The organism is Streptomyces auratus (genome assembly GCF_050433025.1).
Classification (GTDB): domain Bacteria; phylum Actinomycetota; class Actinomycetes; order Streptomycetales; family Streptomycetaceae; genus Streptomyces; species Streptomyces sioyaensis.
Genome location: NZ_JBNGCB010000001.1, coordinates 3,590,905 through 3,615,547, shown reverse-complemented (window position 1 = coordinate 3,615,547; position 24,643 = coordinate 3,590,905). Strand labels below are relative to the sequence as shown.

Genomic DNA, 24,643 nt, shown 5'->3' with positions numbered 1-24,643 from the left:
TTTCCCCACCATGCGGATCGCGACCACGATCTTCCTGACGGACGAGACGATCCGGCCGGACCGGCTGGGCCGCGAGCTGGAGCAGCGCGGATTCGCCGGGCTCTACCTCCCCGAGCACACCCATATCCCCGTCAGCCGCGACACTCCCGCCCCCATGGGCGAACCCCTGCCCCGCGAATACGGCCGCACCCTCGACCCGTTCATCGCGCTCTCCCAGGCCGCCGCGGTCACCGAGCGGCTCGCCCTGGGCACCGGCATCACCCTCGTCGGCCAGCACGATCCGGTCGCCCTCGCCAAGCAGATCGCCACCCTCGACTTCCTCTCCGGGGGCCGCTTCACCCTCGGCATCGGTTACGGATGGAACGTCGAGGAGGCCGCCGACCACGGGGTGGAGTGGTCGACCCGGCGCGAGCTGACCCGTGACCGGGTGGCGCTGATGCGCGCCCTGTGGGCCGCGGAACCCACCGCGTATCAGGGCGAATTCGGCTCCGTACGGGCGTCCTTCGCCCACCCCAAGCCGGTGCACGGCGCGCCGCGCATCCTGCTCGGCGGCGGGGCCGGTCCCAAGCTCTTCGGGCAGATCGCGGACTACGCGGACGGGTGGCTGCCGATCGGCGGGCGGGGGCTGGCCGAGACCGTGCCGGCGCTGCGGCAGGCGTGGACGGACGCCGGGCGCACCGGCGAGCCGGTGGTGGTGCCGTATGCGGTCCGCCCCTCGCCCGGGAAGCTGGCGCACTACCGCGAGCTGGGCCTCGGCGAAGTGGTCCTGCAACTGCCACCGGCCGGTGAGGCGGAAGTGCTGCGGACGCTCGATGATTTCGCGCAGTATCTGTGACGCAGCAGTACCTGTGACGCAGGGGAGCGAGCCGTAAGGGAGGGGTGACGGCCGGGGGTGTCGCGGTGCCGGGGATGGCGGCGCGAGGGCGCCTACCGGGCGTCGGGACGGGAGCGTGAGGGCCGCCTACCGGGGCGGCGGGAGGGGAGCGCGAGGGGCGCCCACCAGGCGACGGGAAGCGCGCGGTCACGCCCTAGGACCATCGGAGTACGAAACCCTGCCCAGGTCGATACCGAAGGCTGTTCCGGGTCCGCCCCTCCGGTCGTAGCGTCGAAGGTGAGGACCCCGCCGATCGGCGATGCAGCGGATCAGCGGGCCGAGACCGGTCAGCGGCCCCGGAAGAGCGGCCCGGCCCGATCCGGCGGCGGATCGGGGGCGGCCTCGCCGTTCACGGGACCAGAGAGATCAAGGAGATCCCATGCCCCGCCTCGACCACACGATCGTGCACAGCACCGACCGGTTCGCCTCCGCCAGGTTCCTGGCAGATCTTCTCGGCGCGCCCGAGCCGAAGGCGTACGGCCCCTTCGCCGCTCTCAAACTGGACAACGGGGTGACCCTCGATTACGCCGAGCACGTCGCCGGCGGCAGCGAGTTCGTCCGCACGCACTATGCGTTCCTGGTGACCGAGGAGGAGTTCGACGCGATCTTCGCGCGCATACAGGAGCGCGAACTGCCTTACTGGGCCGACCCCATGCACAACAGGCCGCAGGTGATCAACACCCTGGACGGCGGCCGCGGTCTCTACCTCAACGACCCCGACGGTCACAACATGGAGTTCCTGACCCGGACGTACTCCGAAGAGCTGCTGACCAGTATGTAGGCGTGCGGCGAGCCGCCGCCGGGAAGTGCCCCCTGGGGGCTCGGACGGAACCTCCGCCCGTAGTGATCAGCGGCACATGGACGGCCGGTTCTTCCGCGGCGGCGCTGTCGGTGGGCGCTCGTATCCTCGGAGAATGACTTCCAGCGCGCAGGGACCTGACCAGGCATCCGACCGAGGGACCGACCGCGAAACGACCTCCGGACCCGCCCAGCCGGGCCGGCCCACGGCGAACGCGATGCGCCGCGCGCTCAAGCGGGCCCGCGACGGAGTGGCGCTGGACGCCGGCGAGGCCACGGTGCTGCTGCAGGCCCGCGGCGAGGACCTGAGGGACCTGTGCGCCTCCGCGGCCCGGGTGCGGGACGCCGGCCTGGAGGCCGCGGGCCGCCCCGGGGTCATCACCTATTCGCGCGGTGTCTTCATCCCCCTGACGCGACTGTGCCGGGACACGTGCCACTACTGCACCTTCGTCACCGTCCCCGGCAAGCTGCGCCGGGGCGGCCACGGGATGTTCATGTCGCCCGACGAGGTGCTGGACATCGCCCGCCGCGGCGCCGAAATGGGCTGCAAGGAGGCCCTGTTCACGCTCGGCGACAAGCCGGAGGACCGCTGGCCCGAGGCCCGCGAGTGGCTGGCGGCGCACGGCTACGACGACACGCTCTCCTACGTCCGCGCCATGGCCATCCGCGTCCTGGAGGAGACCGGTCTGCTGCCGCACCTCAACCCCGGGGTGCTGTCCTGGACGGACTTCCAGCGGCTCAAGCCCGTGGCCCCCTCCCTGGGGATGATGCTGGAGACGACCGCCGAGCGCCTGTGGAGCGAGCCCGGCGGTCCGCACTTCGGATCGCCCGACAAGGAACCCGCCGTCCGGCTGCGCGTCCTGGAGGACGCCGGCCGCTCCAACGTCCCCTTCACCACGGGGCTGCTCATCGGCATCGGCGAGACGTACGAGGAGCGCGCCGAGTCCCTCTTCGCGCTGCGCCGCATCCAGCGCGCGTACCACGGCATCCAGGAACTGATCATGCAGAACTTCCGCGCCAAGCCGGACACGGCGATGCGCGGCATGCCGGACGCCGAACTGGAGGAACTGGCCGCGACGATCGCGGTGGCCCGGCACATCATGGGCCCCTCGACCCGCATCCAGGCGCCGCCCAACCTCGTCGACGGCGAGTATGCGCTGCTCATCGGCGCCGGGATCGACGACTGGGGCGGCGTCTCCCCGCTGACCCTCGACCACGTCAACCCCGAGCGTCCCTGGCCGCAGATCGAGGAGCTGACCGAGCGCTGCGCCGCCGCCGGCTTCGAGCTGCGCGAACGGCTCCCCATCTACCCGGAGTTCCTCCAGCGCGGCGAACCCTGGCTCGACCCCCGCCTGCTGCCGCACGTCCGCGCCCTCGCCGACCCTGAGACGGGCCTGGCCGTGGAGGACGCCCCCGTAGTGGGCCGTCCCTGGCAGGAGCCCGACGAGGGCTTCACGATGAGCTCCTCGGGCCGTACGGACCTGCACCACACCATCGACACCGAGGGCCGCACCACCGACCGCCGCGACGACTTCGACGAGGTCTACGGCGACTGGGAGGCGCTGCGCGAGGCCGCCGCCCCCGGGATGGTGCCCGAACGCCTCGACGCCGACGTACGACAGGCGCTGTCCCAGGCCGCCGAAGACCCCACCAAGCTCACCGACGCCGAAGCGCTGGCGCTGCTGCACGCCGACGGGCCCGCGCTCGACGCCCTCTGCACGATCGCCGACGAGCTGCGCCGCGCCACGGTGGGCGACGACGTCACGTACATCGTCACCAGGAACATCAACTTCACCAACGTCTGCTACACCGGCTGCCGCTTCTGCGCGTTCGCCCAGCGCCGCACCGACGCCGACGCCTACACCCTCTCCCTCTCCCAGGTCGCCGACCGCGCCCAGCAGGCCTGGGACGTGGGCGCGGTGGAGGTGTGCATGCAGGGCGGCATCCACCCCGATCTGCCCGGCACCGCGTACTTCGACATCGCGCGCGCCGTCAAGGAACGCGTCCCCGGGATGCATGTGCACGCCTTCTCGCCCATGGAGGTCGTCAACGGCGCCACGCGTACCGGGCTGTCGATCCGCGAGTGGCTGACCGAGGCCAGGGCCGCCGGCCTGGGCTCCCTCCCCGGCACCGCCGCCGAGATCCTCGACGACGAGGTCCGCTGGATCCTCACCAAGGGCAAGCTGCCCACCGCCACCTGGGTCGAGGTCATCAAGACCGCCCATGAGCTGGGCATCCGCTCCTCCTCGACGATGATGTACGGCCATGTCGACCAGCCGCGCCACTGGCTGGGGCATCTGCGTCTGCTGGCGCAGATCCAGCAGGAGACCGGCGGTTTCACGGAGTTCGTCACCCTCCCCTTCATCCACACCAACGCCCCTGTCTACCTCGCCGGCATCGCCCGCCCCGGCCCCACCACGCGGGACAACCGCGCGGTGACGGCCATGGCCCGGGTGCTGCTGCACCCGCACATCACCAACATCCAGACCAGCTGGGTCAAGCTCGGCACGGAGGGCGCCGCCGAGATGCTCCGCTCCGGTGCCAACGACCTGGGCGGCACCCTGATGGAGGAGACCATCTCCCGTATGGCGGGTTCGAGTTACGGCTCCTACCGCTCCATCCAGGACCTCATCGCCATCGCCGACCTGGCCGGCCGCCCGGCCCGCCCGCGCACCACGACGTACGGCCCGGTCCCCGAGGAACGCCGGACCGCCGCCCTCGCGTCGGACGGCCATCTGCCGGAGCTGCTGCCGGTCGTGGAGTAGCCGGGGATAGGGGGAGCCGTCGGGGAGCGGGGCAGGGGCGGCCCCGGGCTACCGAGGCCCGGCTGCGGACGCCGCACCCGGACGCGGCGCCACGGCCGGGCCCCGCTACTCGCCGCCCTCGTACTCGGCCTCGTGCTGCAGGATGCACTGCTGCCACTGCGACAGTGCCTCCTCGCGGTCCCCTCCGCTGTCCTGGGCGGCGACGATCAGCGCGTCGGCGGCCATCGCGGCAAGCCGTACGGCGATATGGCAGACATCGCTCTGGGGGAGCGGACGGAGCAGTTCCACCGCGCCGTCGCTGTCTCCGGAGAGCGCGGAGGCGACAACAGCCATGGTGGTGCGATCCCACTCGTACTCGGACATGGGGACAGCATGCCCAGCGCGCACCGCCGCCATGGTCGAACGAATGAGCCCTCTGCTGGGGCTGGACGGGCCGGAGGGGCGGGTGGGGCATCCGTCCGCCGAACCTGCCCGTCGAACCCCCTGATCGAACCCCCTGATCGAATGCCCTCCTCGAACCCCCTCGCCGATCCCGCCCGCGCCGGCCCAGCCGCCGGAGCCCGGCCCCCGTCAGCCCAGTTCGCGGATCGGGCTCCCCGCCAGGAAGGCGGTGATGTCCTCGACGGCCTGCTGGAAGTAGCCCTCGTAGTTGCGGCGGGTGACATAGCCGAGGTGGGGGAGGGCGAGCACGTTCGGGAGGGTGCGCAGCGGGTGGCCGGCGGGCAGCGGCTCCTGGTCGAAGACGTCCAGGCCGGCGCCGGCGATCCAGTTCTCGCGCAGCGCCCGCAGCAGCGCGGGCTGGTCGACGATGGCGGCGCGGGAGGTGTTGACGAGGTGGGCCGTGGGCCGCATCCGGCGGAGCTCGTCCGCGCCGAGCAGGCCGCGGGTACGGTCGCTGAGGACGAGGTGTACGGAGACGAAGTCGCTGGTCTCCAAGAGCTCTTCCTTGGTGGCGGCTAGCCGGACGCCTGCCTCCGCGGCGCGCTCGGCGGTCAGATTCCGGCTCCAGGCCGTCACCTTCATGCCGAAGGCCTGGCCGATCCGGGCGACGCGGGTGCCGATCTTGCCCAGTCCGAGCAACCCGAGCGTGCGGCCGTGCAGATCGGCACCGAGCGTGCTCTGCCAGGGCCCGTCGGCGCGCATCGCGGTGCTCTCGGTGACGAGGTGGCGAGCGAGGCCCAGGATCAGCGCCCAGGTCAGTTCGACGGGCGGCTCGGTGTTGCTCGCGGTGCCGCAGACGGTGACGCCGTGCCGGGCGGCGGCTTCCAGATCGATGGCGGCATTGCGCATCCCGGACGTGACCAGCAGCCGGAGACGGGGCAGCCGGGCCAGGAGCGAGGCGGGGAACGGGGTGCGCTCGCGCATCGCGACGACGATCTCGCAGTCGCCGATCGCCGCGACCACCTCGTCCTCGGAGCCGAAGGGCCGCCGCAGCGTACGGACGTCCACCTCGCCCGCCAATACGGACCAGTCGGCCATCGAGCGGGCGATGTCCTGGTAGTCGTCGAGTACGGCGCAGCGCCAGGTCATGCGGATTCTCCCGGGAGGGTGGGGCGGTCGGTCAGGGTGGCCGGATGGTGCTCATCGGGACCGTACCGGCCAAAAGCCTCCTTGTGAGTGACTATTCGCATTACTCTCCTGCGCAAAAATTGATCAATCCTGAACGATTACAGTGCTCTCCCGGGGGGCCTGTGCTAGGCCCCGGAACGCAGTGAGCTTCGGGAGGCGCAGTGAGCGCAGCGGGAGGCGGCGCCATCTGGGGGCGCGCGGAACAGCAGGACTTCCGCAGCCGGGTGCGCGGCTGCCTGCTCGGCGGCGCCATCGGTGACGCGCTCGGCGCCGGTATCGAATTCGACGCTCTCGACGCGATCCGTGCGGCGCACGGCCAGGAGGGCGTCACGGATCTCGTGCCCGCCTTCGGGCGGCGCGGCGCGGTCACCGACGACACCCAGATGACCCTGTTCACCGTGGACGGACTGATCCGGGCCCAGGTCCGCCGCGACACCGGAGCCTGGCATCCGCCCACCGACGTCCACCGCGCCTATCTGCGCTGGGCCGCCACCCAGCGCGACTGGGGCCCGGACGAGCGCAAGAAGGAGGACGGCTGGCTCGCCCGCGAGGAGTGGCTCTACTCCCGCCGCGCGCCCGGCCGGGCCTGCCTGAGCGGACTCGGCGACGAGGTGATGGGCACGCTGGAGGCGCCCAAGAACCCGGACTCGAAGGGCTGCGGCGCGGTGATGCGCTCCGCGCCGTTCGGGCTGCTGGTCGGCTGGGAGCCGCAGCTGGTCTTCCAGCTCGCCGCCGAGTGCGCCGCCCAGACGCACGGCCATCCCACCGGCTACCTGGCGGCCGGCGCCTTCGCGGTCATCAGCCACTCGCTCGCCCGCGGCGAGGTGCTCGACGGCGCCGTGCAGAAGGCGCTGGCGCATCTGGCCACCCGCCCGGGCCACGAGGAGACCTCCGACGCCCTCAAGCGTGCGCTCGGCGCCGTACGGCAGGGGATGCCGACGCCCGCCCGGGTGGAGTCGCTGGGCGAGGGTTGGACGGCCGAGGAGGCGCTGGCGATCGGGGTGTACTGCGCACTGGTCGCCGAGGACCTCCGGCACGGCCTGCTGCTCGCCGTCAATCACGGCGGGGACAGCGACTCCACCGGCTCCATCTGCGGCAATCTGCTGGGTACGCTGCACGGCGAGACGGCGCTGCCGCCGGACTGGCTGGTCGAGCTGGAGGGCCGGGAGACGATCCTGCAGATGGCCGACGACTTCTCGATGGAGATGACGCAGGGGGCCGCGCTGCACGGCCCGGCCGGATCGGCGCCGGGGTGGCTGGCCCGGTATCCGAGGGCGTAGGGCGCACTCCGGCCGGTGGCCGCCCTGGCAACCGGTCGGCCCGCGCTCCCGACGGACGCGGTCGGCACAGCCCGGACCCGAGGTCGCGCGCCCCGGTGGGCCGGCTTCCCGGACCCGGCACCGCGCACCCCGACGGGCCGACCGGCAGGTCAGCCGGCCGCCTACCGCATCAGCTCGCCCGCGTTGACCAGCAGTGACTGGCCCGTGATGGCGCGCGCCCGGTCGGAGGCCAGAAAGACGGCGGTCTCGGCCACATCCGCGTCCGTCGCCAGGTCGGGCAGCGCCATCCGCGCGGTGAGCCGGTCGCGCACCTCGGACTCCGGGATGCCTTCGGTGTGCGCCTGGAACCGTACGTACGCCTCCACCGGCGGGCCCCACATCCACCCCGGCTGCACGGTGTTGACCCGGATCCGGTCCGGTCCCAGCTCGCGCGCCAGTGAGTACATCGCCGAGACCAGCCCGCCCTTGGACGCCGCATACGCCGCCTGCTGCACCTGCGAGGGCGCGGCGACCGAAGACTGGGTGCCGATCATCACCACCGACCCGCCGCCGCGCGCCGTGAGCGACGGCAGGCAGGCGCGGGTCATCCGCAGCGTGCCGAAGAGATTGACGTCCACGACGCGGCGCCAGGAGTCGAAGTCGGCCTCCCGCAGGCCCCCGAAGAGCGAGTCCAGCGCGGCGACATGGATCACCGCGTCGATCCCGCCGAACCGCGCGACGGCCAGCGCGGCCAGCTCCGCGCACTGCGCCTCGTCCGCGATATCGGTCGCCCGCCAGGCCGTCCGTTCGCCCGAAGGGTCCAACTGGGCCGCCGACTTGGCGAGGTTCGCCGCCGTACGGGCGCCCAGCACCACCGAGGCGCCGTCCCGCAGACAGGCCGCCACGACCTGATGGCCGAGCCCGGCCCCTACGCCCGAGACGACGACGGTCTTGTTCCGCAGCAGCATGCGCGCCTCCCGGCCGGGCCGCCCGTGCATTTCTGATGGGGCGTCAGAATAGGCGCGGGGGTGTGGGAAGGCCAGAGCCCGTTCGTTCCCCGGGGAACGTAGGCAGCCGCCCGCCCCGCTCACCCGTCCCGGCGCGCCTGCTCCAGCGCCTTCTTCAGCCGGCCGAGCCCTTCGCGTATCTCCTCCGGGGCGTGCGTCACGAATGAGAGCCGGGCGGCCGTGGCGTCCGGCGTCCCGGCGAAGAACGGCGCCCCGGGGACGTAGGCGACATCGTGCCGCACCACCTCCGGCAGCAGCGCCGTGGCGTCGTACCCCTCGGGCAGCGTCGCCCACACGAACATTCCGCCCGCCGGACGGTTCCACCGCGAGCCCTCGGGCAGCGCCTCGGACAGCCCGTCGACCAGGGCATCCCGTCGCTCGTGGTAGGCCGTCCGGACCCGCACCAGATGCGCGTCCAGATCCGCGACCGCCAGATACCGAGCCGCGGCGGCCTGGTCGACGGTGGAGGTGTGCAGATCGGCGGCCTGCTTGGCGATGACGCAGGCACGCCGCAGCGCGGCCGGTGCGCGCAGCGACCCCAGCCGCAGACCGGGCGCCATCACCTTGGAGAACGAGCCGAGCAGCGCCGTACGGTCCTCGGCCCCGGGGAAGGAGGCGACCCACGGCACCGGCTCGCCCTCGAACCGCAGTTCGCCGTACGGATCGTCCTCGGCTATCCACAGCCCGCGCCGGGCGGCGACCTCGGCCACCGCGGCCCGGCGCTCGGCGGACAGCGTGCGGCCGGTCGGATTCTGGAAGGTCGGCACGACGTACAGCAACTTGGGCCGCTCGCGCGCGGTGATCTCGTCCAGCGCGGCCGGGTCCAGGCCCTCGTCGTCGGTCGGCACCGGCACCACCCGGGCGCCGGCGAGGGAGAAGATCTGCAGCGCGGCGAGGTAGCAGGGGTCCTCGACCAGCACCACATCGCCCGGCTCCAGCAGGGCCGTGGCCAGCAGCGTCAGGCCCTGCTGGGAGCCGGTGGTCACGATCAGGTCGTCGGCGTCGGTGGCCAGTCCGCGCGCGGTGGTGCGCGCCGCGACGGCCGCCCGCAGCTCCGGGTTTCCCTCACTCGTGGAGTACTGGAGCGCGCGCGACGGGTCCTCGGCGAGCACCTGGGCAAAGGCGGCTGCGATACCCGCCGCATCGAACAGCTCGGGTGCGGGCAGCCCGCCGGCGAACGAGATGACCTCGGGCCGCGCGGTGAGCGCCAGAATCTCGCGCACGGGCGAACCGCCGGTCCGTGCCGCACGGGCGGCGAGCCCGGGGACGGGGGCGCCCGCATGGCCAAGTGGTGCGTCCGGCATGGCGACTCCCATCGCTCCTGGCCTGCGGGGCACTGGTTGAACCGCAGACGACAGGCAGCTTAGGCGGGCGCGGAGGGGCGCACGGGGTTTTCCACAGGCCGGACGCCCGCGGCAGCCGCGGCCCCTGGCGAATTGTCTGACGGAGCATCAAGCTAGCGCTCCTGCAGGTGACTTAACCCGGGAGGACCGCCATGAGCGAGGCCACGGACCTGGAGACCTACGCGCGGCTGGCCGGCACGGGCCCGTACGGCGTTCGTCCGGGACATGCGCTCATCACGATGGTGGAGCCGCATGCCGGCCAGGAGCGCGCCTACAACCGCTGGTACGAGGACGATCACTTCATCGCCGGGGCCATGGCCATGCCGTGGATGTATGCGGGCCGCCGATGGGTGGCGACGCGTGACCTCCAGCTCCTCCGGTATCCGGCGGAGTCAGCGGTCGCCCGGCCCGTCACCAGGGGGTGTTATATCTCCACATACTGGGTCACGGAGGGGCGCTATTCCGAGCACCTGAAGTGGAGCGTGGGAATCAATCAGCGCCTCCGTCGCGATGGCCGCGTCCATCACGACCGGACCCATGTCTTTACGGCGTTCCACGGGCACCTGGCCACGGTGTATCGCGACGGGAGTGACGGCCCGCGTGACTTTCATGCCCTGAATTACCCCTACGACGGATTGGTCGTGGAGGTTATCGATGCCGCCGGCCCGGTTCAGCGTGCGAAACTTCTGGAGTGGCTGTGTTCGCAGCACCTCGGGGCGCGGCTGTCGGGGTCTCCCGCGGCCATGGTGATGGTCTTTCGTCCCCACCCATTGCCGGACGACCGAATGTCATACGTCGAGCAGGTGGCCGGGGTGGATACCCGGCTGACACTTCTCTGGTTCCTGGAACAGGATCCGCGTACGTGCTGGGACGAGCACTTCACAGGGCTCGATTCCCTGGTCGCGGAACAAGGTCTCGGCTCCGTCGAATTCGTTGCGCCGTTCATTCCCACGGTGCCGGGAACCGATCGCTATGTCGATGAACTCCGCTGACGCCGGGCGCTCCGTTCCCGGGGGGAGCCGGGCGGGGGCTGGGCAGCGGGCGAGGCTGAGCCCCCTCGGCCAGGACGGCGGACCAGTCGAGAGGGCTCGTATCGTGATGCGGTGACGATCGTGTCAGGCGCTGCCAAGGCGTCCGCGGTCGATATCCGAAAGCAAGGCAGTCCATGCCTGTGCCGAGAAGGAGAGGACCGGTCCACGAGGGGCCTTGCTGTCGCGGACACCGACAACTGAGTCGTCCACGCGGGCGACCTCGACGCAATTTCCGTCCTTACCCGAGTATGTCGACTTCCGCCACATCAGATCGGCGTTGAGATTCCTCGTCATTTTGCACTCCCGTGCGTTCAGGTGGGCGAGAAGTGGTGACTTCTCGGGGTGCTGATGACGCTACGCTCCAACATCGCTAACAGGAGGAGCCGCTCACTCGACCGGATGACATATGTCGGAGGACTCTTCCTTCAGTTGGCGTGGTGGTGTACTTTCCGGCCCGCCGTATCAGGCGGCGTACTCCTTGGCCACATCTGAGATGAATTTGCGCGTCTCGTCCGCATTTAGTGCTTGAGCCCGGAGATGCTCGTACATGATCCCGTACTTGTGGACGTCCCCGTGCTTCTCCAGGTAGAGGTCGCTGGTGACGCCTTCCAAATAGACCGTGGTCGAGTCCGAGGGGTCGTCGAACTCCAGGATCGAGAACGTCCCTGTCATTCCGGGGTGGGACCCTACGGAGTACGGCACCACCTGGAGCGTGACATGGGGGAGCCGGCTCAACTCGACGAGGCGCTCCAGTTGTTCGCGCATCGTCCGGCGGTCCCCGACGACCCGGCGGGTGGCCGACTCGTCGATCACGGCCCAGAAGCGGAGCGGGGCCTCGGCGGCGTGCAGCCGCTGCTGCCGTTTGAGGCGTACGCCGACGCGGCTGTCGACGTCTTCCGGGGTGGCCTCGGGCCACATTCCGCGGATCACGGCCTCCGCGTACTCGGGGGTCTGCAGGAGACCGGGCACCAGAAGCGACTCGTAATTCCGCACGGAGAGCGCGTCGGCTTCCAGCCCGATGTAGACGCTGTAGCTCGGGGAGAGGCTCCCGAATGCGTGCCACCAGCCCTGCTGACGGGACTCCTTCGCCATTTGCATCAGAGATTCGACCATGTGCTGGTCGGCCACCTCGTAGACCCCGCAGAGATCGCGCACATCCCGCTGGCTGATGCTGCGACGGCCGTTCTCCAGGCGGCTGATCTTCGACTGGGAGACCAGCAACCGGTCCGCCACCTCTTCTGCCGTCATGCCTTTGGCCTCTCGAAGCCTGCGCAGCTCCTGGCCCAATCGGCGTCGCCTGACGGTGAGATTGACATTGGACGCCACGCTAAGTGCACCTCCGGCTCCGTACTGCTGTTTTCTGTTCAGCAGACTGCCACCAACGGTCCACATCGCGCTGGCAAATGGCTGGACAAGGTGCTCAGGCTGGAAATTTGGGGCCGGAACCGGTAAAGCGCGGCAGAGCAAAGCGCGGGGTGGCGGGCCGGCCGTCGTCCAAAACGGCCGGCCCGCCACCCCGCGCTGTGTGCTGCGGCTCCCGAACCGGTCTGTGGGTCGGTGGTGCGGGTGCGCCACCGATGCTCTACCGATGTGGGTGCTGTAGCGGTGGTGCGGGACGTCGTACGGCGTCCGCCGGCGTCAGCGGGCGCCCACCCGGGCCATTCTGCCGTGGGCGTGCCGCGACTGGCCCGGCGCGCCGGCCGGCTCCGCGGTGGCCCGGGCGGCCGGTTGGCGTACGGGTCCCGCGGCGGTGGCCTGCGGCCGCCGTGGCTGGGCCCCGACGCCGTTCTGCACATCCATGACGGCGTGTGCGACCAGCCCGCCCATCGGGTCGTGGCGGATCAGATCCCGGAGACGGGAGCGCGATGACCGCCCCTCGTTGCCGGGGTACAGATGCTTGCCGAGCCCGACTGCATGCGCCAGCGCGGCCAGCGCCGCGGTCCGCGGGTCCGGGGGTACGCCGGTGCGGATCGCGTTGTCCAGCCGGACCCTGATTTCCCGGCTGATGGCCGTCTCCGTCGCTTGGTAGCGCGTCGTCGGCAGTACCCCGCACATCTGTCCCGCCACGGCATGCACCATGCCGCACCGTTCGAGATGCGTGAGGTAGGTCTGGCGCAGCCCGAGTCGGGGCCCGCCGATCCAGTGGACCGCGCGCACCGGACTGCCGCGTCGGCGCAGCAGTTCGAGCGCGGAGTCCAGTGTTGGATCTCCTGTCGGCCGTGCCATCACCACGGCGATACGATCCCCGTCTGGGGCTATCCGTCCTGCCAGAGCCAGCTCTACTAGCTGGGCCCCGGCCAGGCCGAGGTCGAGCGACTGCGGCTGCGCTGTGGTGCCCGTGGTCGGGTCCAAAGCGAGCAGCAGAAGCTCCTCCGGAATTGTTCTTCGGCTCCTGCCCATCCATGCCTCCCCGCGTGGATGAATGACAGGGTGACCCCTCTCACATTCATCTGTCGAGAGTGCATGGGGGATTCGATAGGGAACCGGTAGGTATGTCGTTCTCGTCTTGCACGTCGGCGACATCTTTCTGTGGGGTGCGGCGCGTCCTGATACGCGTGGCGGCGGGACGGTGCTGCACAGACACAGGACACTTGGAAACACTGGGCCAGGCAGGCAGTGCGACAAATGAAGGAGACATCGGTGGCGGGCGAGTCCCCCGACAAGTCGGACAAGAAGCAGTCGTCGGGGGAGACGGCGCGGAGCGAACGTGATCCGCGCCTGTCCGCCTTCCGCCGAGAGCCGGACGAGCCGGCGAAGAAGCAGGAAGCGGGGGCGGGGGAGGACGCGCGCCCGCAGGACGATCCGGAGGCCGCGGCCGGGACGAAGTCTTCGGCCAAGTCGAAGTCGAAGCCCGAGACGGATGCGAAGCCCGAGGCGAAGTCGAAGCCCGAGGCGAAGTCGAAGGCTGTGGTGAAGCCGGGTGCTGCAGCCGGGGCGAAGGCCGTGGATGCGTCCGCGGCGGAGGCTGCGGGCCCGTCCGAGGTGTCCGAGGAGGGCGAAGCGTCCGAGGGCGCTGAGGCGTCTCAGAGGGCCGCTGAGGGCGACGGGGGCGGGGAGGGCGGCGACGACCGCCTCCGTGCCGCTGTGGCCGCCTGGGTCGCGTCGACGGACGGTGACGGGGCCGAGGACGGCGAGGGCGACGGCGGCGGTGCGGGCGACGCGGCCGGGTCGGAGGAGTCGGCACCGGCGGCCGCCGGTGCCGATGCGGAGGAGGCCGTTGAGGCCGCTGAGGGTGCCGCCGCAAAGCCGGAAGCAAAGTCGAAGGCGAAGGGTGCCGCTCGGCCGGACGTAAAGGCCGGTGAGAAGGCGGACGCGAAGGCGGACGGGAAGGCTGCCGCCAAGGCGGAGCCCGCGGCCAAGGCGGACGGGAAGGGTGCGGCGAAAGCCGAAGTCGTCTCGGAGGGCGAGGGCGAGGCCGAGGCCGAGGCTGCGTCCGCTTCGCTGCCCCGGCAGGCCAAGACCGTCGATCAGCCGACCGCTGTGTTCAAGACCGTCGGGCCGCAGAAGGGGAAGCCCTCGGGTGCGGCAGGCGCTGCCGGCAAGGGTGCGGGCGACGGCGACGGTGGCGGCGGGAGTGACGCCGAGGAGGCGCCGGGCGATGACGCGACCCGAGTGTTTGCCAATGCGAAGCTGAAGGGGAAGGGGGCGGAGGCCGAGGTCGTCGACCAGGCGACCACCGCCTTCAAGATCAACCCGCCCGCCAAGAGCAAGGACGGGGCCGACGGCAAGCCCGGCAGCGGCAGCAAGGCCGACGCCAAGGACAAGGCCGACACCAAGGACAAGGCCGACGCCAAGGCCGACGCCAAGGCCGACGCCAAGGCCGACGCCAAGGCCGACGCCAAGGACGCGTCCGACAGCGACGGCAAGACCGATGCCACGAAGGACGGCGAGGCCAAGGCCGACGCCAAGACGGACGGCGACGCCAAGAAGGACGCCGGCGGCAAGACGAAGGGTGCCCCCGAGCGGGACTCGGAGCGGACCAGTCAGTTCGTGGCGCTGAAGTCGGCGGACGACGGTACGGCGGGCAAGTCGCTGGGCAAGACGGCGCCCAGGACGCCGGCCCGTACACCCGACAAGGCCGCGGACAAGCCCTGGGACAAGGCCGCGGAGAAGGCGGCGGACAAGCCCTCGGACAAGGCGGCCGGGAAGGCCGCCGGCGGCACGGCCGACGAGGTGGCCGAGAAGCCGGCGCAGAAGTCGCCGGAGAAGCCGGCGGCCAAGGCTCCCGGCGCGCTGCCCGCCGCCGAGCCCGCCAAGCCGGCCGCGTCGCCCAAGCAGACCGGCCGGACGGGTGCGACACCGTCCGCCGCGGAGGCCACCGGCGCCGCGGCTCCTGCCGCGCTGCCCGAGTCGGAGCGGACCAAGCAGGAACCGCTGCCGCCGCTCGACCTCCTGGCGCAGCTCACCAACACCCCGCCGCCGCCTCAGACCCCGCTGCGCACGGTCGTCCGCCGCTTCAAGATCTGGACCCCGCTGGCGGTGCTGCTGGCGATCGTCTTCGTGGTCGCGCAGGCGGTGCGCCCGCTGCCCGCCCCCGAGCTCACCGTCGGTGCGTCGACCGCGTTCACCTTCAAGGGCGGCAAGCTCGCGATGCCGTGGCCCGACCAGGGGCAGGCCGCCGCCGAGGTCGTCGGCGTCGGCAGCCTGGGCACGTCCGGCAAGGAGAAGCCCGTACCGACCGCGAGCGTCGCCAAGGTGATGACGGCGTATGTGCTGCTGCGCGACCACCCGCTCAAGAAGGGCCAGAAGGGCCAGACGATCACGGTGGACGCCCAGGGCGAGGCGGACTCGAACAAGGGGGACGAGTCGCGCGTTCCGCTCAAGAAGGGTCAGCAGTTCACGCAGTACCAGATGATGCAGATGCTGATGATCCCGTCGGGCAACAACGTCGCGCGGCAGCTGGCCCGTTGGGACGCCGGGTCCGAGGCGGCGTTCGTGAAGAAGATGAACGACGCGGCCAAGAAGCTGGGGATGACGAAGACCCACTACACCGATCCCAGCGGCCTTCTCCAGACGACCGTGAGCACCGCCGTCGACCAGCTCAAGCTCGCCGAACAGGTCGTCAAGAACGATGTGTTCCGTGAGGTCGTGCGTACCGAGAACGCCCAGATCGAGGGTCTGCCGGACCGGATCTACAACAACAACCGCCTGCTCACGACGATGGCGGGCAAGGTCAGCGGCATCAAGACGGGGTCGAGCACGCCGGCCGGCGGCACGTTCATGTGGTCCGGCTACCGCACCGTCGGCGGCAAGGACCAACTGCTGCTCGGGGTGACGATGGACCAGCACACCAACAGCCCGGACCCCAACGCCCAGCTCGACCTGGTCCTGACCAACACGGAGAAGGTGATCACGGCGGCCCGGGACGCGCTGGTCTCGGACACCGTGGTGAAGAAGGGGCAGGTCGTCGGCTATGTGGACGACGGCCTCGGTGGTGAGACGCCGGTCGTGGCGACCAAGGACCTGTCGGCGATCGGCTGGTCCGGGATGAAGGCGACGTTCTCCATGAGCGACGCCGGCAAGAGCATCCCGCACACCGCGAAGGCCGGTACGGAGGTCGGTGTGCTGACGGTCGGCAATGGCGAGAGCACGCAGAAGGTGCCGGTCGCCCTGCAGAAGGACCTCGTCGAGCCGACCTTCGGGGCGAAGCTGGTCCGTATTACGTGAGCGGTGCCGGGGGCTCCGGGCGGCCGGCCCGGAGCCCCCGGACCACCGTCCGGGGCCCGGCTCCCCGTGCCCGCCGAGCACCCGGACTCAAGTCCCCCGGGCACCACGCGCGTTCCTCCGCCTGAGGCGTGACCGGAGTCCGTCATCGACGTAGCGCAAGCACAGAAGACATACGCGTCCGCCGTATCCGCCCGCGGTGCGTGGGTGGCACAGGGCGCGGTGGTGCTGATGCCCTCCGGGCTGATGCTGTTCCTGGGCGCCTGGGGGATCCGCCGGCAGGACGCCATTTGGCGGGACGAGGCGGTCACCTACGACATGGCGCACCGCAGCCTGGCCGACCTGTGGCCCACGCTCCAGCACGTCGATGTCGTACACGGCCTGTACTACGCGCTGATGCACTGCTGGTTCCTCGTCTACGACGCCACCCTCGGCGATGTTCTCGGCGCGGTCATCGGCCTGCGGCTGCCGTCGGTGGCCGCGATGACGGCCGCCGCCGCGGGGGTCGCCCTGCTGGGGCAGCGCCTGGTCGGGCGACGGGCGGGGCTGCTCGCGGGCCTCACCTTCGCGCTGATCCCCGTCGTGCAGCAGTACGCGCAGGAGGGACGCTCGTATGCGACCGTCTGCGCGCTGGTCGTCTGGGCAAGCTATCTGCTGGTCCTGGCCGCTGCCCGCCCGCGCCGCGAGCTGTGGCTCGGCTATACGGCGCTGATGCTGTTCGCCTGTCTGCTGCACGAGTTCGCCTCGCTGGCGCTGCCCGCGCACGGTGCGGCGGTGATCCTGGCGCGACTGCCCCGCCGTGTACTGCGCGCCTGGCTGCTCTCCGCGGCGGCCGTCCTCGCCGGTCTGGCCCCGCTCGCGGTCTTCAGCACCCGGCAGTCGGCGCAGATCAGCTGGCTCATGTGGCCGGACCCCGTCCAGCTGCTGACCTTCGCCGTGCTGGCGGTCCTCGGCATCGCCTGCTCCCGCGTCCGGGTCCGCTCCCGCGGCCCGATCGGCCTGCGCGCCCTCGCCCTCCCCCTGCTCCTGCTGCCCACCCTCCTGCTGCTGCTCCTCTCCCATGTCGAACCGGCGTATGTGGACCGCTATGTCCTCTACTACGTCGTCGGGTTCGCGCTGCTGGCGGGCGCCGCACTGGCGCGGCTGCTGCGGCCCGCCGGTGAGCTGGGCCGGCCCCGTGGCCGGCGGCTGCGGTGGACGCTGGCGGTGGTGCTGGTCCTGGCGGTGCTGCTGCCCGTCGACGGCCATCTGCGCAGCCCGAACAGCCGGGTCGACGATGTCACCGCGGTCGCCCACGCGGTCCGTGCGCTGTCCGAGCCCGGTGACGGCCTGCTGTTCATGCCCGCCCGGCGGCGGATCTGGCGCGCGACCCTGCCGCACGACTTCCGCGGGCTGCACGATCTCGCGCTGGCGAAGAGCCCGTCGGCCTCGCACACCCTCTACGGCACCGAGCGGTCGGGCGATGCGATCCGCGCGCGGATGCTGGCCGCCCGCCGGATCGTCGTAGCCGGCGACCCGGACGGCGCGCCGCCCGACGACAACGACCAGGAGATCGCCAAACGCGCCACGCTGCACGACGCCTTCACGATCTGCCGCAGCACGGTGGTGCGGGGGGCCCGGGTCACGCTTTATGGGCGCCCGGGGGCGTGTCGTGGGGGTGGGTAGCGGGTAGAGGGGCCGGCCGTGGTGGTGCGGGTCCCGCCCGTGGCGGTGCGGATGCGCTGGGCCGAGGGCAGCGTGGCCCGTCAGGGCAGGAGGTGGTGGTGCGTCACGGTGCCTGCGGTGGACGGAAGGTGTGGACCAGCTCGATCCGTCCCACGAGGTGCCGGTTGAACTCGGCCAACTCCTCTGCCGGAACCCACAGTTCCAGGATCGTGCGGCCGCCGGCCTGCCGCACCGGATAGCGCTCGGCGAAGTCCGCCTCGATCTCGAAGCGGGTGACGTGACCGATGTCGGAGGCCGGTACGTTCCAGTCGCGGGCGATCCGTATGGCGTAGTCCTCGTTGAGCACGGGATAGAAGATCGGTTGGTCGGGCAGGCGCGGCGGCCATGCGCGCCAGCCGGAGGCCTCGACCAGGGCGAGCTCCTCGGGCCCGGTGGGCCGCCAGAGGGTGCGGGTGGCGGGGGAGGTCTCCTCTTGATGCGGCATTTCGATCATGCTCGTACGGTACGGGGGCGCGAGGGCAGGGGCACGGGGGTTTCGGGGCACGCCGTCCGGGGTGCGGGCTTCCGGTGTGTGGGCCGGGCCGAGCGGGCCCCGGGGCGGCGGTGAGCCGGTGCCGTGGAGGTGGTCCGGGAGCGGCGCGGTCGGCCGTGTGAGCGTGGCGCGGGCGGCCTCGTGAGGGCGGCTGCTGTACGCCGGAGTGGTCATCACTCCGTTGTCCGCCGCGAGTCTTCGGTGCCTACCTGAGGGAGTCCGGCCTACGGTGCCCGTATGAGCACCTCCCCGGAGTACGCCACCTTTCACTTCCATGCGCTGCACCACGCCGATCAGCCGCTGCTGCTGCCCAACGCCTGGGATGTCCCCTCGGCCCTCGCGCTCGCCGGGGCCGGGTATGCGGCGATCGGCACCACGAGCCTGGGCATCGCCGCGGCTCAGGGCTGTCCGGACGGGCAGGGCCGCCCCGAGGTCCGGGACGCGACGCTGGCCCTGGCGCGGCGGCTCGCGGGCCGGCTGCCCTGCCCGTACACGGTCGATATTGAAGGGGGGTTCGGCGGTGACATCGCCCAAGTACGGGAGCTGGTGGGCGAGTTGGCGGATGCCGGGGCCGCGGGCCTGAACCTGGAGGACGGGCTGCCCGGCGGACAGGGGCTGCAGGATCCGGTCCGTCAGGCCGAGTTGATCAGCGCGGTGAAGGAGCGTGCGCCGAGCCTGTTCCTCAACGCCCGGGTCGACACCCACTGGCTGGAGGACACCCCGCCGCCGCTGTCGGTGACGCTCTCCCGCGCCGAGTCCTATCTGGCGGCGGGTGCGGACGGCATCTTCGTGCCGGGAGTCACCGCCGACGAGGACGTGTCGGTCCTGGCCGCCGAGGTCCCCGCCCCGCTGAACATTCTCTTCGCACCCGGGCGGCACACCGTCAGCCGTCTGGCGGAGCTGGGCGTGCGCCGCATCAGCACCGGCTCGCTGCTCTTCCGTACGGCCCTGCAGGCCACCCTCGCGGCGGCGGACACCATCCGTACGGCTCAGCGCCCGGCGGACGCGGCGGGCGGCGAGGTGATGGGGTACGAGGAGGTGCAGCGCCTGGTGGCGGGTGAGGAGTAGGGGGTGGACGCAGCGCTTCGGTGCGGCGGCGGCTCAGGCCTGCCGACCCCGGCTAGGGCGACACGCCCTAAGCCTTCCGGTCCCCGCTCAGGCCTGCCGACCTCGGCTAAGCCTTCCGGTCCCCGCTCAGGCCTGTCGGCCGCGGCTTCCGTTGCGTCGGCGGTGCACGGCGGTGGCGGCACCGGCCACGCCCAGCGCACCCACACCGGCGACCAGCCCCGCCTTGGGCAGATGGCCGGCCTTCTCGGCCAGTCCGGCCAGCCCGTTGTCGGGCAGCATGATCGATGTCCGGCTCTCCGTGGGCGCGGTGGAGTCGGCGAAGGCGGCGCCCGCGGGAAGCAGCAGGACGGCCAGCGCGCCGGTCGCGACGGCGGCGGTACGGATCACGGAGCGGTGCTGGGCCCGCATGGGCACTCCTCGACGTGGGCGGCTCGGGCCGTCCTAGGGGCAGGTACAGGAGGCACGGTACGGAGCGTCCTTAACGGCAATCCGTAGGTTGTGTAACAGTCACCGGGATCTCTGGGATCGGTCCTGTGACGGCATCGCCCAAATGGCCCAGTCGACTGCCGTAAAAGCCCTGCGGAGCCACGTAATGGTCGAGTTGGAGGTTCCGCCCGTTGCTGCCTTGGATAGCGTGATGTAGAGCTACGTCCGCCTATCTGATGAATTGCCGAATTGCTGGTGCGGCGATCGGCCGGGCACCTGCCCTGTGCGGCAGGCGCAGGGTGGCGACGCGGCGAGACGGCAAAGGCGGTGGCGAGGAGATGCGACGGCGGCGACCACGCACGGCGGCGACCCTGCCTTCCGGCACCGCCCCGCGTTTCGGCACCGCCCCGTGTTCCGGCATCGCCCCGACCTCGCGCACCGTACTCGCCCTCGCCGCACTCGCCCTCCTCACCGGATGCACGAACCTGGAGGGCCTGCAGGACGAGGGGCGGGCCAGGGACGTGGATGCGCCGCTGGTGCTGTGGCCCGGCTCTACGCCCGCCCCGCCCAGCCGGAACGAGAATCCGGCGGTGCTGGTGCCCGTACCGGGCGTCCCGCGGATCCCCGGCGGCAGCATGGCCGCCGCGAACCCGCTCGCCGTCCTCGATGCGGATGTCGCCGCGCAGGGCGGGACCCCGCCCGCGCCGCGGGCCGTACGTCGTCCCGTGCTGCACGACCTCACGGACGACGGGAAGCCGGATCTGCTCATGGCCGTCGACCTCGGCCCCCGGATCAGCGAACTGCGGGTCTACAGCGTCCGGAACACGGTGGTGACCCGGGTGCTCGTGGTGCGCGGGGTGCTGGCCGGGGTCGAGCTGGCGGCGGGTCATCTCGCCCTCCGCGAGCCCACCAAGGACCCGCGCTACGTCAGCGTCACCGACTACGTCTGGGACGGCCACGCGATGGACCTGTGGAACCTCACCCTCGACGACGCCCGGACGCCCCAGACCCCGCAGGCCGTCGGCGGCAGCCCGTGAGGCCGCCGGCGGTCTCCCTCCGCTGGAAGATCGCGCTGACCGTGATGGCGGTGAGCTGCGCGGTCGCGGCGGTCCTCGGTGTCCTCGTCCACAATGCGGTGGCCCGTCAGACCGTCGGCCAGGTACGGAAGGAGGCCCGCGCGAACCTGGACACCGCCCTGGACCTGTTCGAGTACGGCACCTCCCGCGAGGGCCTCAACTCCCTCCTCGACCCGGCTGAACTGCCCGCGGAACTACGCCGGTTGGCGCGCTCCGGTCAGCGCGGCACCATGGTCGGGACCTACCGCGGCCGCTCCGTCATGTGGGCCGCGGCGCCGGCCGACGGCCAGGTCATGGCCGCCTGGAGGCCGTACGGCACCGTCCACCGCTCCCTGGACCACTTCGACACCGCCATCCTCGGCTCGGCGGTGCTCGCCGCCGCGACCGTCGCTCTCGCCGGACTGTTCCTGGCGCATCGCATCAGCCGCCGGCTGGGCACCACCGCGGCGGTCGCCCGCCGTATCACCGCCGGAGACCTGGATGCCCGGGTCGGCGACGGTCGGGGGCCGGGCGGCGGCGCGGCGGGGCAGGACGAGGTGGCGGCGGTGGCCGCGGCGCTGGACTCGGTGGCCGGCTCGCTGCAGAGCCGCCTCCAGGCCGAACAGCGCTTCACCGCCGATGTCGCACATGAGCTCCGGACGCCGCTGACCGGCATCCTCGCCTCGGCCGAGCTGCTGCCGGAGGGCCGCCCCAAGGAGATGATCAACGACCGGCTGCGGGCGCTGCGTCGTCTCACCGAGGATCTGCTGGAGATCTCCCGGCTCGACTCCGGCACCGAGCGCGCCGATCTCGCCGCGTACGACCTCGGGGAGCTCGTCCGGCGCTGCGTGGCCGCCACCGGCCTCGACACCGAGGTACGGATCGCCGCCGACGCGGTCGTCGAGACCGACCGGCGCCGCCTCGACCGCATCCTCGCCAACCTCGTCACCAATGCGCACCGGCACGGGCGGGCCCCGGTCGTCGTCACCGTCGACGCCGCGTCCGAGCCCCGGCCGACCATCGAGGTGCGCGATCACGGACCCGGCTACCCGGCCGACCTGCTGCACCACGGCCCGCAGCGCTTCCGCACCGACGCCCCCGGCCGCGGCAAGGGCCATGGGCTGGGCCTGACCATCGCCGTCGGCCAGTCCGCCGTCCTGGGCGTCGACCTCCGCTTCGCCAACGCCTCCGACGGAGGCGCCCGCACCCTCCTGCGACTGCCTCAGGGGGCGGTCGTCGGATGAGGCGGCCGTCGTACGGCTTGGGCGTCTTGGGCCTCACCGTTGCCGGATGACCCGGTCGTCGCCGGACGATCTGGTCTTCGTCGGCGCCGGCGGATGACCCGGTCGTCGCCGGCGGATGACCCGGTCGTCGCCGGCGCCGGCGGCCGGTTCGCCGGGCGGCTCCCGTGAACGCCGCGCCCCCGCGGGGGACTTCGCCTCACCAGTCGATGTCGTCCGGCGGCTCCGGGAGCGCCTCGTCCTCGGGCTCCGGTGCCATGGGACCGGGATCGAACGCGGCTACCGGGGCGGTTGCGGAGGCCCGGGCGGGCCCGGGCGCCGCTGCGGGGTCGGCGTCTGCACCCTCCGCGCCCTCAGCGCCCTCGTAGGGGTCCCGCCCCGCCAGCACCTCCAGGATCTGCGTGCCGTACTTCGCGAGCTTGTTCTCGCCGACTCCGTTGACCGTGCCCAGCTCGGTCGTCGTCGAGGGCCGGAGGGTGGCGATCTCCCGCAGCGTCGCGTCGTGGAAGATCACATATGCGGGGACGCCCTGCTCCTTGGCCGTCCGGCCCCGCCAGCCGCGCAGTGCCTCGAAGGCCGGCTGCGCCTCCGCCGGCAGATCGGCCGGTGCCGCGCGCTTGCCCTTCGCCTTCGACCTGGCCGCTCGCGCCGGCTTCTCCGGCTCCCGCCGCATCGGCACCTCGCGCTTGCCGCCCAGCACCTCGCCACTCGTCTCCGTGAGCACCAGCGTGCCGTAATCACCCTCGACGGCGAGCAGTCCCTGTGCCAGCAACTGCCGTACGACGCCGCGCCATTCGGCTTCCTTGAGGTCGTCGCCCACGCCGAAGACGCTCAGCTGGTCGTGGTCGAACTGGATGACCTTGGCGGTCTTCTTCCCCAGCAGAATGTCGATGATCTGGCCCGCGCCGAACTTCTGCCCGCGCTCCCGCTTCAGCCGGACGATCGTGGACAGCAGCTTCTGCGCGGACACCGTGCCGTCCCAGGTCTGCGGCGGGGCCAGGCAGGTATCGCAGTTGCCGCAGGCGGCGCTCTCCTGCCCGAAGTAGGCCAGCAGGCGTACCCGCCGGCACTCCACCGTCTCGCACAGCGCCAGCATCGAGTCGAGATGGGCCGACAGCCGCCGCCGGTGCGCCTCGTCCCCCTCCGACCCGTCGATCATCTTCCGCTGTTGCACCACGTCCTGCAGCCCGTACGCCAGCCAGGCCGTCGACGGCTGGCCGTCCCGCCCGGCGCGCCCGGTCTCCTGGTAGTAGCCCTCCACCGACTTCGGCAGGTCCAGATGCGCCACGAACCGCACATCCGGCTTGTCGATGCCCATTCCGAACGCGATCGTGGCGACCACGACCAGCCCGTCCTCGCGCAGGAAGCGGGACTGATGCGCGGCACGGGTCCGGGCATCGAGGCCCGCGTGATACGGCACCGCGGCGATGCCGTTGTCCACCAGGAACTGTGCGGTCTTCTCCACCGAGGCCCGCGACAGGCAGTAGACGATCCCCGCGTCCCCCGCATGCTCGCTCCGCAGCAGCTCCAGCAGCTGCTTCTTGGGCTCGCTCTTCGCCGCGATCCGGTACTGGATGTTCGGCCGGTCGAAGCTCGCCACGAAATGGCGGGCCTTCGCCATCTGCAGCCGTGAGGTGATCTCCGTGTGGGTGGCGTCGGTCGCGGTGGCGGTCAGCGCGATCCGTGGCACATCGGGCCAGCGCTCGTGCAGCATCGACAGTGCCAGGTAGTCCGGGCGGAAGTCATGGCCCCACTGGGCGACGCAGTGTGCCTCGTCGATGGCGAAGAGCGAGATCTTGCCGCGGTCCAGGAGGTTGAGCGTCTGCTCGACCCGCAGCCGCTCGGGCGCCAGATACAGCAGGTCCAGCTCCCCGGCCAGGAACTCCGCCTCGACGAGCCGACGCTCCTCCAGATCCTGGGTCGAGTTGAGAAAACCGGCCCGCACGCCGAGCGCCCGCAGCGCGTCGACCTGGTCCTGCATCAAGGCGATCAGCGGTGAGATCACCACGCCCACACCGCCCCTGACCAGGGAGGGGATCTGGTAGCACAGCGATTTGCCGCCACCGGTCGGCATCAGGACGACCGCGTCCCCGCCCCCTATGACGTGCTCGATGATCTCCTGCTGACTGCCGCGGAACGCCTCATAGCCGAACACACGGCGCAGCACCTGCACCGCCTCGCTTACCTCCGAAGCGTCTTCCACATCCATGTCCACGACCACTTCCACGTCCGCCAGAGCCATTCCGAAAGCCTACGAGCTTCGCGGGGGTCGCCGCTGACCCTGTGGATAACCCGGCTCTCATGACCCGACCCGCCCCGACCCGACCCGCGCCGCCTCGCCCCGGC

Annotated in this window: 20 protein-coding genes; 10 read left to right on the top strand and 10 right to left on the bottom strand. The window is 71.6% G+C overall.

Features of this window, described 5'->3' with window-relative positions; genetic code table 11:
* Nucleotides 1–10: 10 nt before the first annotated feature.
* The 3 genes from BKA18_RS15530 to BKA18_RS15520 all read left to right on the top strand — a co-directional run bounded on the left by BKA18_RS15530 (nucleotide 11) and on the right by BKA18_RS15520 (nucleotide 4,437).
* Nucleotides 11–835, top strand: a complete 825-nt coding sequence (locus tag BKA18_RS15530; protein ID WP_366046685.1) for a TIGR03619 family F420-dependent LLM class oxidoreductase — start codon at nucleotides 11–13, stop codon at nucleotides 833–835.
* Between the two features lie 418 nt (nucleotides 836–1,253).
* Nucleotides 1,254–1,655, top strand: a complete 402-nt coding sequence (locus tag BKA18_RS15525; protein WP_366046686.1) for a VOC family protein — start codon at nucleotides 1,254–1,256, stop codon at nucleotides 1,653–1,655.
* A 133-nt stretch (nucleotides 1,656–1,788) separates the two neighbouring features.
* The gene (locus tag BKA18_RS15520; RefSeq protein ID WP_366046687.1) at nucleotides 1,789–4,437 is read left to right on the top strand and encodes a bifunctional FO biosynthesis protein CofGH; all 2,649 of its coding nucleotides are present in this window, start codon (nucleotides 1,789–1,791) and stop codon (nucleotides 4,435–4,437) included.
* A 105-nt stretch (nucleotides 4,438–4,542) separates the two neighbouring features.
* Here BKA18_RS15520 and BKA18_RS15515 read toward each other — a convergent pair whose 3' ends face one another.
* Together BKA18_RS15515 and BKA18_RS15510 are read right to left on the bottom strand one after the other, a co-directional pair.
* Nucleotides 4,543–4,800 (bottom strand): hypothetical protein, encoded by a 258-nt coding sequence (locus BKA18_RS15515; protein ID WP_040900550.1) that lies wholly within the window; start codon nucleotides 4,798–4,800, stop codon nucleotides 4,543–4,545.
* 207 nt (nucleotides 4,801–5,007) lie between these two features.
* Nucleotides 5,008–5,967 (bottom strand): D-2-hydroxyacid dehydrogenase family protein, encoded by a 960-nt coding sequence (locus BKA18_RS15510; RefSeq protein ID WP_366046688.1) that lies wholly within the window; start codon nucleotides 5,965–5,967, stop codon nucleotides 5,008–5,010.
* A gap of 200 nt (nucleotides 5,968–6,167) precedes the next feature.
* Between BKA18_RS15510 and BKA18_RS15505 the strand changes: the two genes are divergently transcribed.
* Nucleotides 6,168–7,286: an ADP-ribosylglycohydrolase family protein gene (locus BKA18_RS15505; protein WP_235448118.1), complete on the top strand. Its 1,119-nt coding sequence runs from the start codon at nucleotides 6,168–6,170 to the stop codon at nucleotides 7,284–7,286.
* A 161-nt stretch (nucleotides 7,287–7,447) separates the two neighbouring features.
* Here BKA18_RS15505 and BKA18_RS15500 read toward each other — a convergent pair whose 3' ends face one another.
* Both BKA18_RS15500 and BKA18_RS15495 read right to left on the bottom strand, forming a co-directional pair.
* Nucleotides 7,448–8,233: an SDR family oxidoreductase gene (locus tag BKA18_RS15500; RefSeq protein ID WP_366046689.1), complete on the bottom strand. Its 786-nt coding sequence runs from the start codon at nucleotides 8,231–8,233 to the stop codon at nucleotides 7,448–7,450.
* A gap of 119 nt (nucleotides 8,234–8,352) precedes the next feature.
* A complete protein-coding gene (locus BKA18_RS15495) occupies nucleotides 8,353–9,576 on the bottom strand; it encodes an aminotransferase-like domain-containing protein (RefSeq protein ID WP_366046690.1) in 1,224 nt (407 codons plus the stop codon).
* A 191-nt stretch (nucleotides 9,577–9,767) separates the two neighbouring features.
* Between BKA18_RS15495 and BKA18_RS15490 the strand changes: the two genes are divergently transcribed.
* Nucleotides 9,768–10,607 (top strand): hypothetical protein, encoded by an 840-nt coding sequence (locus tag BKA18_RS15490; protein ID WP_366046691.1) that lies wholly within the window; start codon nucleotides 9,768–9,770, stop codon nucleotides 10,605–10,607.
* A gap of 123 nt (nucleotides 10,608–10,730) precedes the next feature.
* Here the strand turns inward: BKA18_RS15490 and BKA18_RS15485 are convergent, their stop codons facing one another.
* The 3 genes from BKA18_RS15485 to BKA18_RS15475 all read right to left on the bottom strand — a co-directional run bounded on the left by BKA18_RS15485 (nucleotide 10,731) and on the right by BKA18_RS15475 (nucleotide 13,046).
* Nucleotides 10,731–10,913 carry a DUF397 domain-containing protein gene (locus tag BKA18_RS15485; protein WP_308404722.1) on the bottom strand — a complete coding sequence of 61 codons (183 nt, stop codon included), beginning with the start codon at nucleotides 10,911–10,913 and terminating at the stop codon, nucleotides 10,731–10,733.
* Nucleotides 10,914–11,108: 195 nt separating this feature from the next.
* The gene (locus BKA18_RS15480; protein ID WP_366046692.1) at nucleotides 11,109–11,972 is read right to left on the bottom strand and encodes a helix-turn-helix domain-containing protein; all 864 of its coding nucleotides are present in this window, start codon (nucleotides 11,970–11,972) and stop codon (nucleotides 11,109–11,111) included.
* Between the two features lie 312 nt (nucleotides 11,973–12,284).
* The gene (locus BKA18_RS15475; RefSeq protein WP_006604995.1) at nucleotides 12,285–13,046 is read right to left on the bottom strand and encodes a GOLPH3/VPS74 family protein; all 762 of its coding nucleotides are present in this window, start codon (nucleotides 13,044–13,046) and stop codon (nucleotides 12,285–12,287) included.
* A 240-nt stretch (nucleotides 13,047–13,286) separates the two neighbouring features.
* Between BKA18_RS15475 and BKA18_RS15470 the strand changes: the two genes are divergently transcribed.
* Both BKA18_RS15470 and BKA18_RS15465 read left to right on the top strand, forming a co-directional pair.
* Nucleotides 13,287–16,313, top strand: coding sequence for a serine hydrolase (locus BKA18_RS15470; RefSeq protein ID WP_429638332.1), 3,027 nt, complete (start codon nucleotides 13,287–13,289; stop codon nucleotides 16,311–16,313).
* A 204-nt stretch (nucleotides 16,314–16,517) separates the two neighbouring features.
* A complete protein-coding gene (locus BKA18_RS15465) occupies nucleotides 16,518–17,975 on the top strand; it encodes a glycosyltransferase family 39 protein (RefSeq protein ID WP_366046694.1) in 1,458 nt (485 codons plus the stop codon).
* A gap of 103 nt (nucleotides 17,976–18,078) precedes the next feature.
* On the opposite strand, the gene BKA18_RS15460 is transcribed toward BKA18_RS15465, so the two are convergent.
* Nucleotides 18,079–18,468 carry an ADP-ribosylation/crystallin J1 gene (locus BKA18_RS15460; RefSeq protein ID WP_366046695.1) on the bottom strand — a complete coding sequence of 130 codons (390 nt, stop codon included), beginning with the start codon at nucleotides 18,466–18,468 and terminating at the stop codon, nucleotides 18,079–18,081.
* Between the two features lie 276 nt (nucleotides 18,469–18,744).
* On the opposite strand from BKA18_RS15460, the gene BKA18_RS15455 reads away from it, so the two are divergent.
* Nucleotides 18,745–19,575 (top strand): isocitrate lyase/PEP mutase family protein, encoded by an 831-nt coding sequence (locus BKA18_RS15455; protein ID WP_366046696.1) that lies wholly within the window; start codon nucleotides 18,745–18,747, stop codon nucleotides 19,573–19,575.
* Nucleotides 19,576–19,701: 126 nt separating this feature from the next.
* Here BKA18_RS15455 and BKA18_RS15450 read toward each other — a convergent pair whose 3' ends face one another.
* On the bottom strand, nucleotides 19,702–19,983 hold the full coding sequence (locus BKA18_RS15450; RefSeq protein ID WP_366046697.1) for a hypothetical protein: 282 nt from the start codon (nucleotides 19,981–19,983) through the stop codon (nucleotides 19,702–19,704).
* Nucleotides 19,984–20,339: 356 nt separating this feature from the next.
* Between BKA18_RS15450 and BKA18_RS15445 the strand changes: the two genes are divergently transcribed.
* Together BKA18_RS15445 and BKA18_RS15440 are read left to right on the top strand one after the other, a co-directional pair.
* Nucleotides 20,340–21,038, top strand: coding sequence for a hypothetical protein (locus BKA18_RS15445; RefSeq protein WP_366046698.1), 699 nt, complete (start codon nucleotides 20,340–20,342; stop codon nucleotides 21,036–21,038).
* Nucleotides 21,035–22,300, top strand: coding sequence for a sensor histidine kinase (locus tag BKA18_RS15440; protein ID WP_366046700.1), 1,266 nt, complete (start codon nucleotides 21,035–21,037; stop codon nucleotides 22,298–22,300). Before BKA18_RS15445 ends, BKA18_RS15440 begins: the two co-directional genes overlap by 4 nt.
* A gap of 196 nt (nucleotides 22,301–22,496) precedes the next feature.
* Here BKA18_RS15440 and recQ read toward each other — a convergent pair whose 3' ends face one another.
* The gene (recQ, locus tag BKA18_RS15435; protein WP_366046702.1) at nucleotides 22,497–24,539 is read right to left on the bottom strand and encodes a DNA helicase RecQ; all 2,043 of its coding nucleotides are present in this window, start codon (nucleotides 24,537–24,539) and stop codon (nucleotides 22,497–22,499) included.
* Between the last annotated feature and the right edge of the window lie 104 nt (nucleotides 24,540–24,643).

Bases quoted from the DNA above. Each gene is read 5' to 3' on its own strand.
- BKA18_RS15485 (WP_308404722.1), bottom strand. From the start codon at position 10,913: ATGTGGCGGAAGTCGACATACTCGGGTAAGGACGGAAATTGCGTCGAG.
- BKA18_RS15450 (WP_366046697.1), bottom strand. From the start codon at position 19,983: ATGCGGGCCCAGCACCGCTCCGTGATCCGTACCGCCGCCGTCGCGACC.
- BKA18_RS15515 (WP_040900550.1), bottom strand. From the start codon at position 4,800: ATGTCCGAGTACGAGTGGGATCGCACCACCATGGCTGTTGTCGCCTCC.
- BKA18_RS15460 (WP_366046695.1), bottom strand. From the start codon at position 18,468: ATGATCGAAATGCCGCATCAAGAGGAGACCTCCCCCGCCACCCGCACC.
- BKA18_RS15445 (WP_366046698.1), top strand. From the start codon at position 20,340: ATGCGACGGCGGCGACCACGCACGGCGGCGACCCTGCCTTCCGGCACC.
- BKA18_RS15500 (WP_366046689.1), bottom strand. From the start codon at position 8,233: ATGCTGCTGCGGAACAAGACCGTCGTCGTCTCGGGCGTAGGGGCCGGG.
- BKA18_RS15510 (WP_366046688.1), bottom strand. From the start codon at position 5,967: ATGACCTGGCGCTGCGCCGTACTCGACGACTACCAGGACATCGCCCGC.
- BKA18_RS15475 (WP_006604995.1), bottom strand. From the start codon at position 13,046: ATGGGCAGGAGCCGAAGAACAATTCCGGAGGAGCTTCTGCTGCTCGCT.
- BKA18_RS15455 (WP_366046696.1), top strand. From the start codon at position 18,745: ATGAGCACCTCCCCGGAGTACGCCACCTTTCACTTCCATGCGCTGCAC.
- recQ (WP_366046702.1), bottom strand. From the start codon at position 24,539: ATGGCTCTGGCGGACGTGGAAGTGGTCGTGGACATGGATGTGGAAGAC.
- BKA18_RS15530 (WP_366046685.1), top strand. From the start codon at position 11: ATGCGGATCGCGACCACGATCTTCCTGACGGACGAGACGATCCGGCCG.
- BKA18_RS15525 (WP_366046686.1), top strand. From the start codon at position 1,254: ATGCCCCGCCTCGACCACACGATCGTGCACAGCACCGACCGGTTCGCC.
- BKA18_RS15495 (WP_366046690.1), bottom strand. From the start codon at position 9,576: ATGCCGGACGCACCACTTGGCCATGCGGGCGCCCCCGTCCCCGGGCTC.
- BKA18_RS15490 (WP_366046691.1), top strand. From the start codon at position 9,768: ATGAGCGAGGCCACGGACCTGGAGACCTACGCGCGGCTGGCCGGCACG.
- BKA18_RS15520 (WP_366046687.1), top strand. From the start codon at position 1,789: ATGACTTCCAGCGCGCAGGGACCTGACCAGGCATCCGACCGAGGGACC.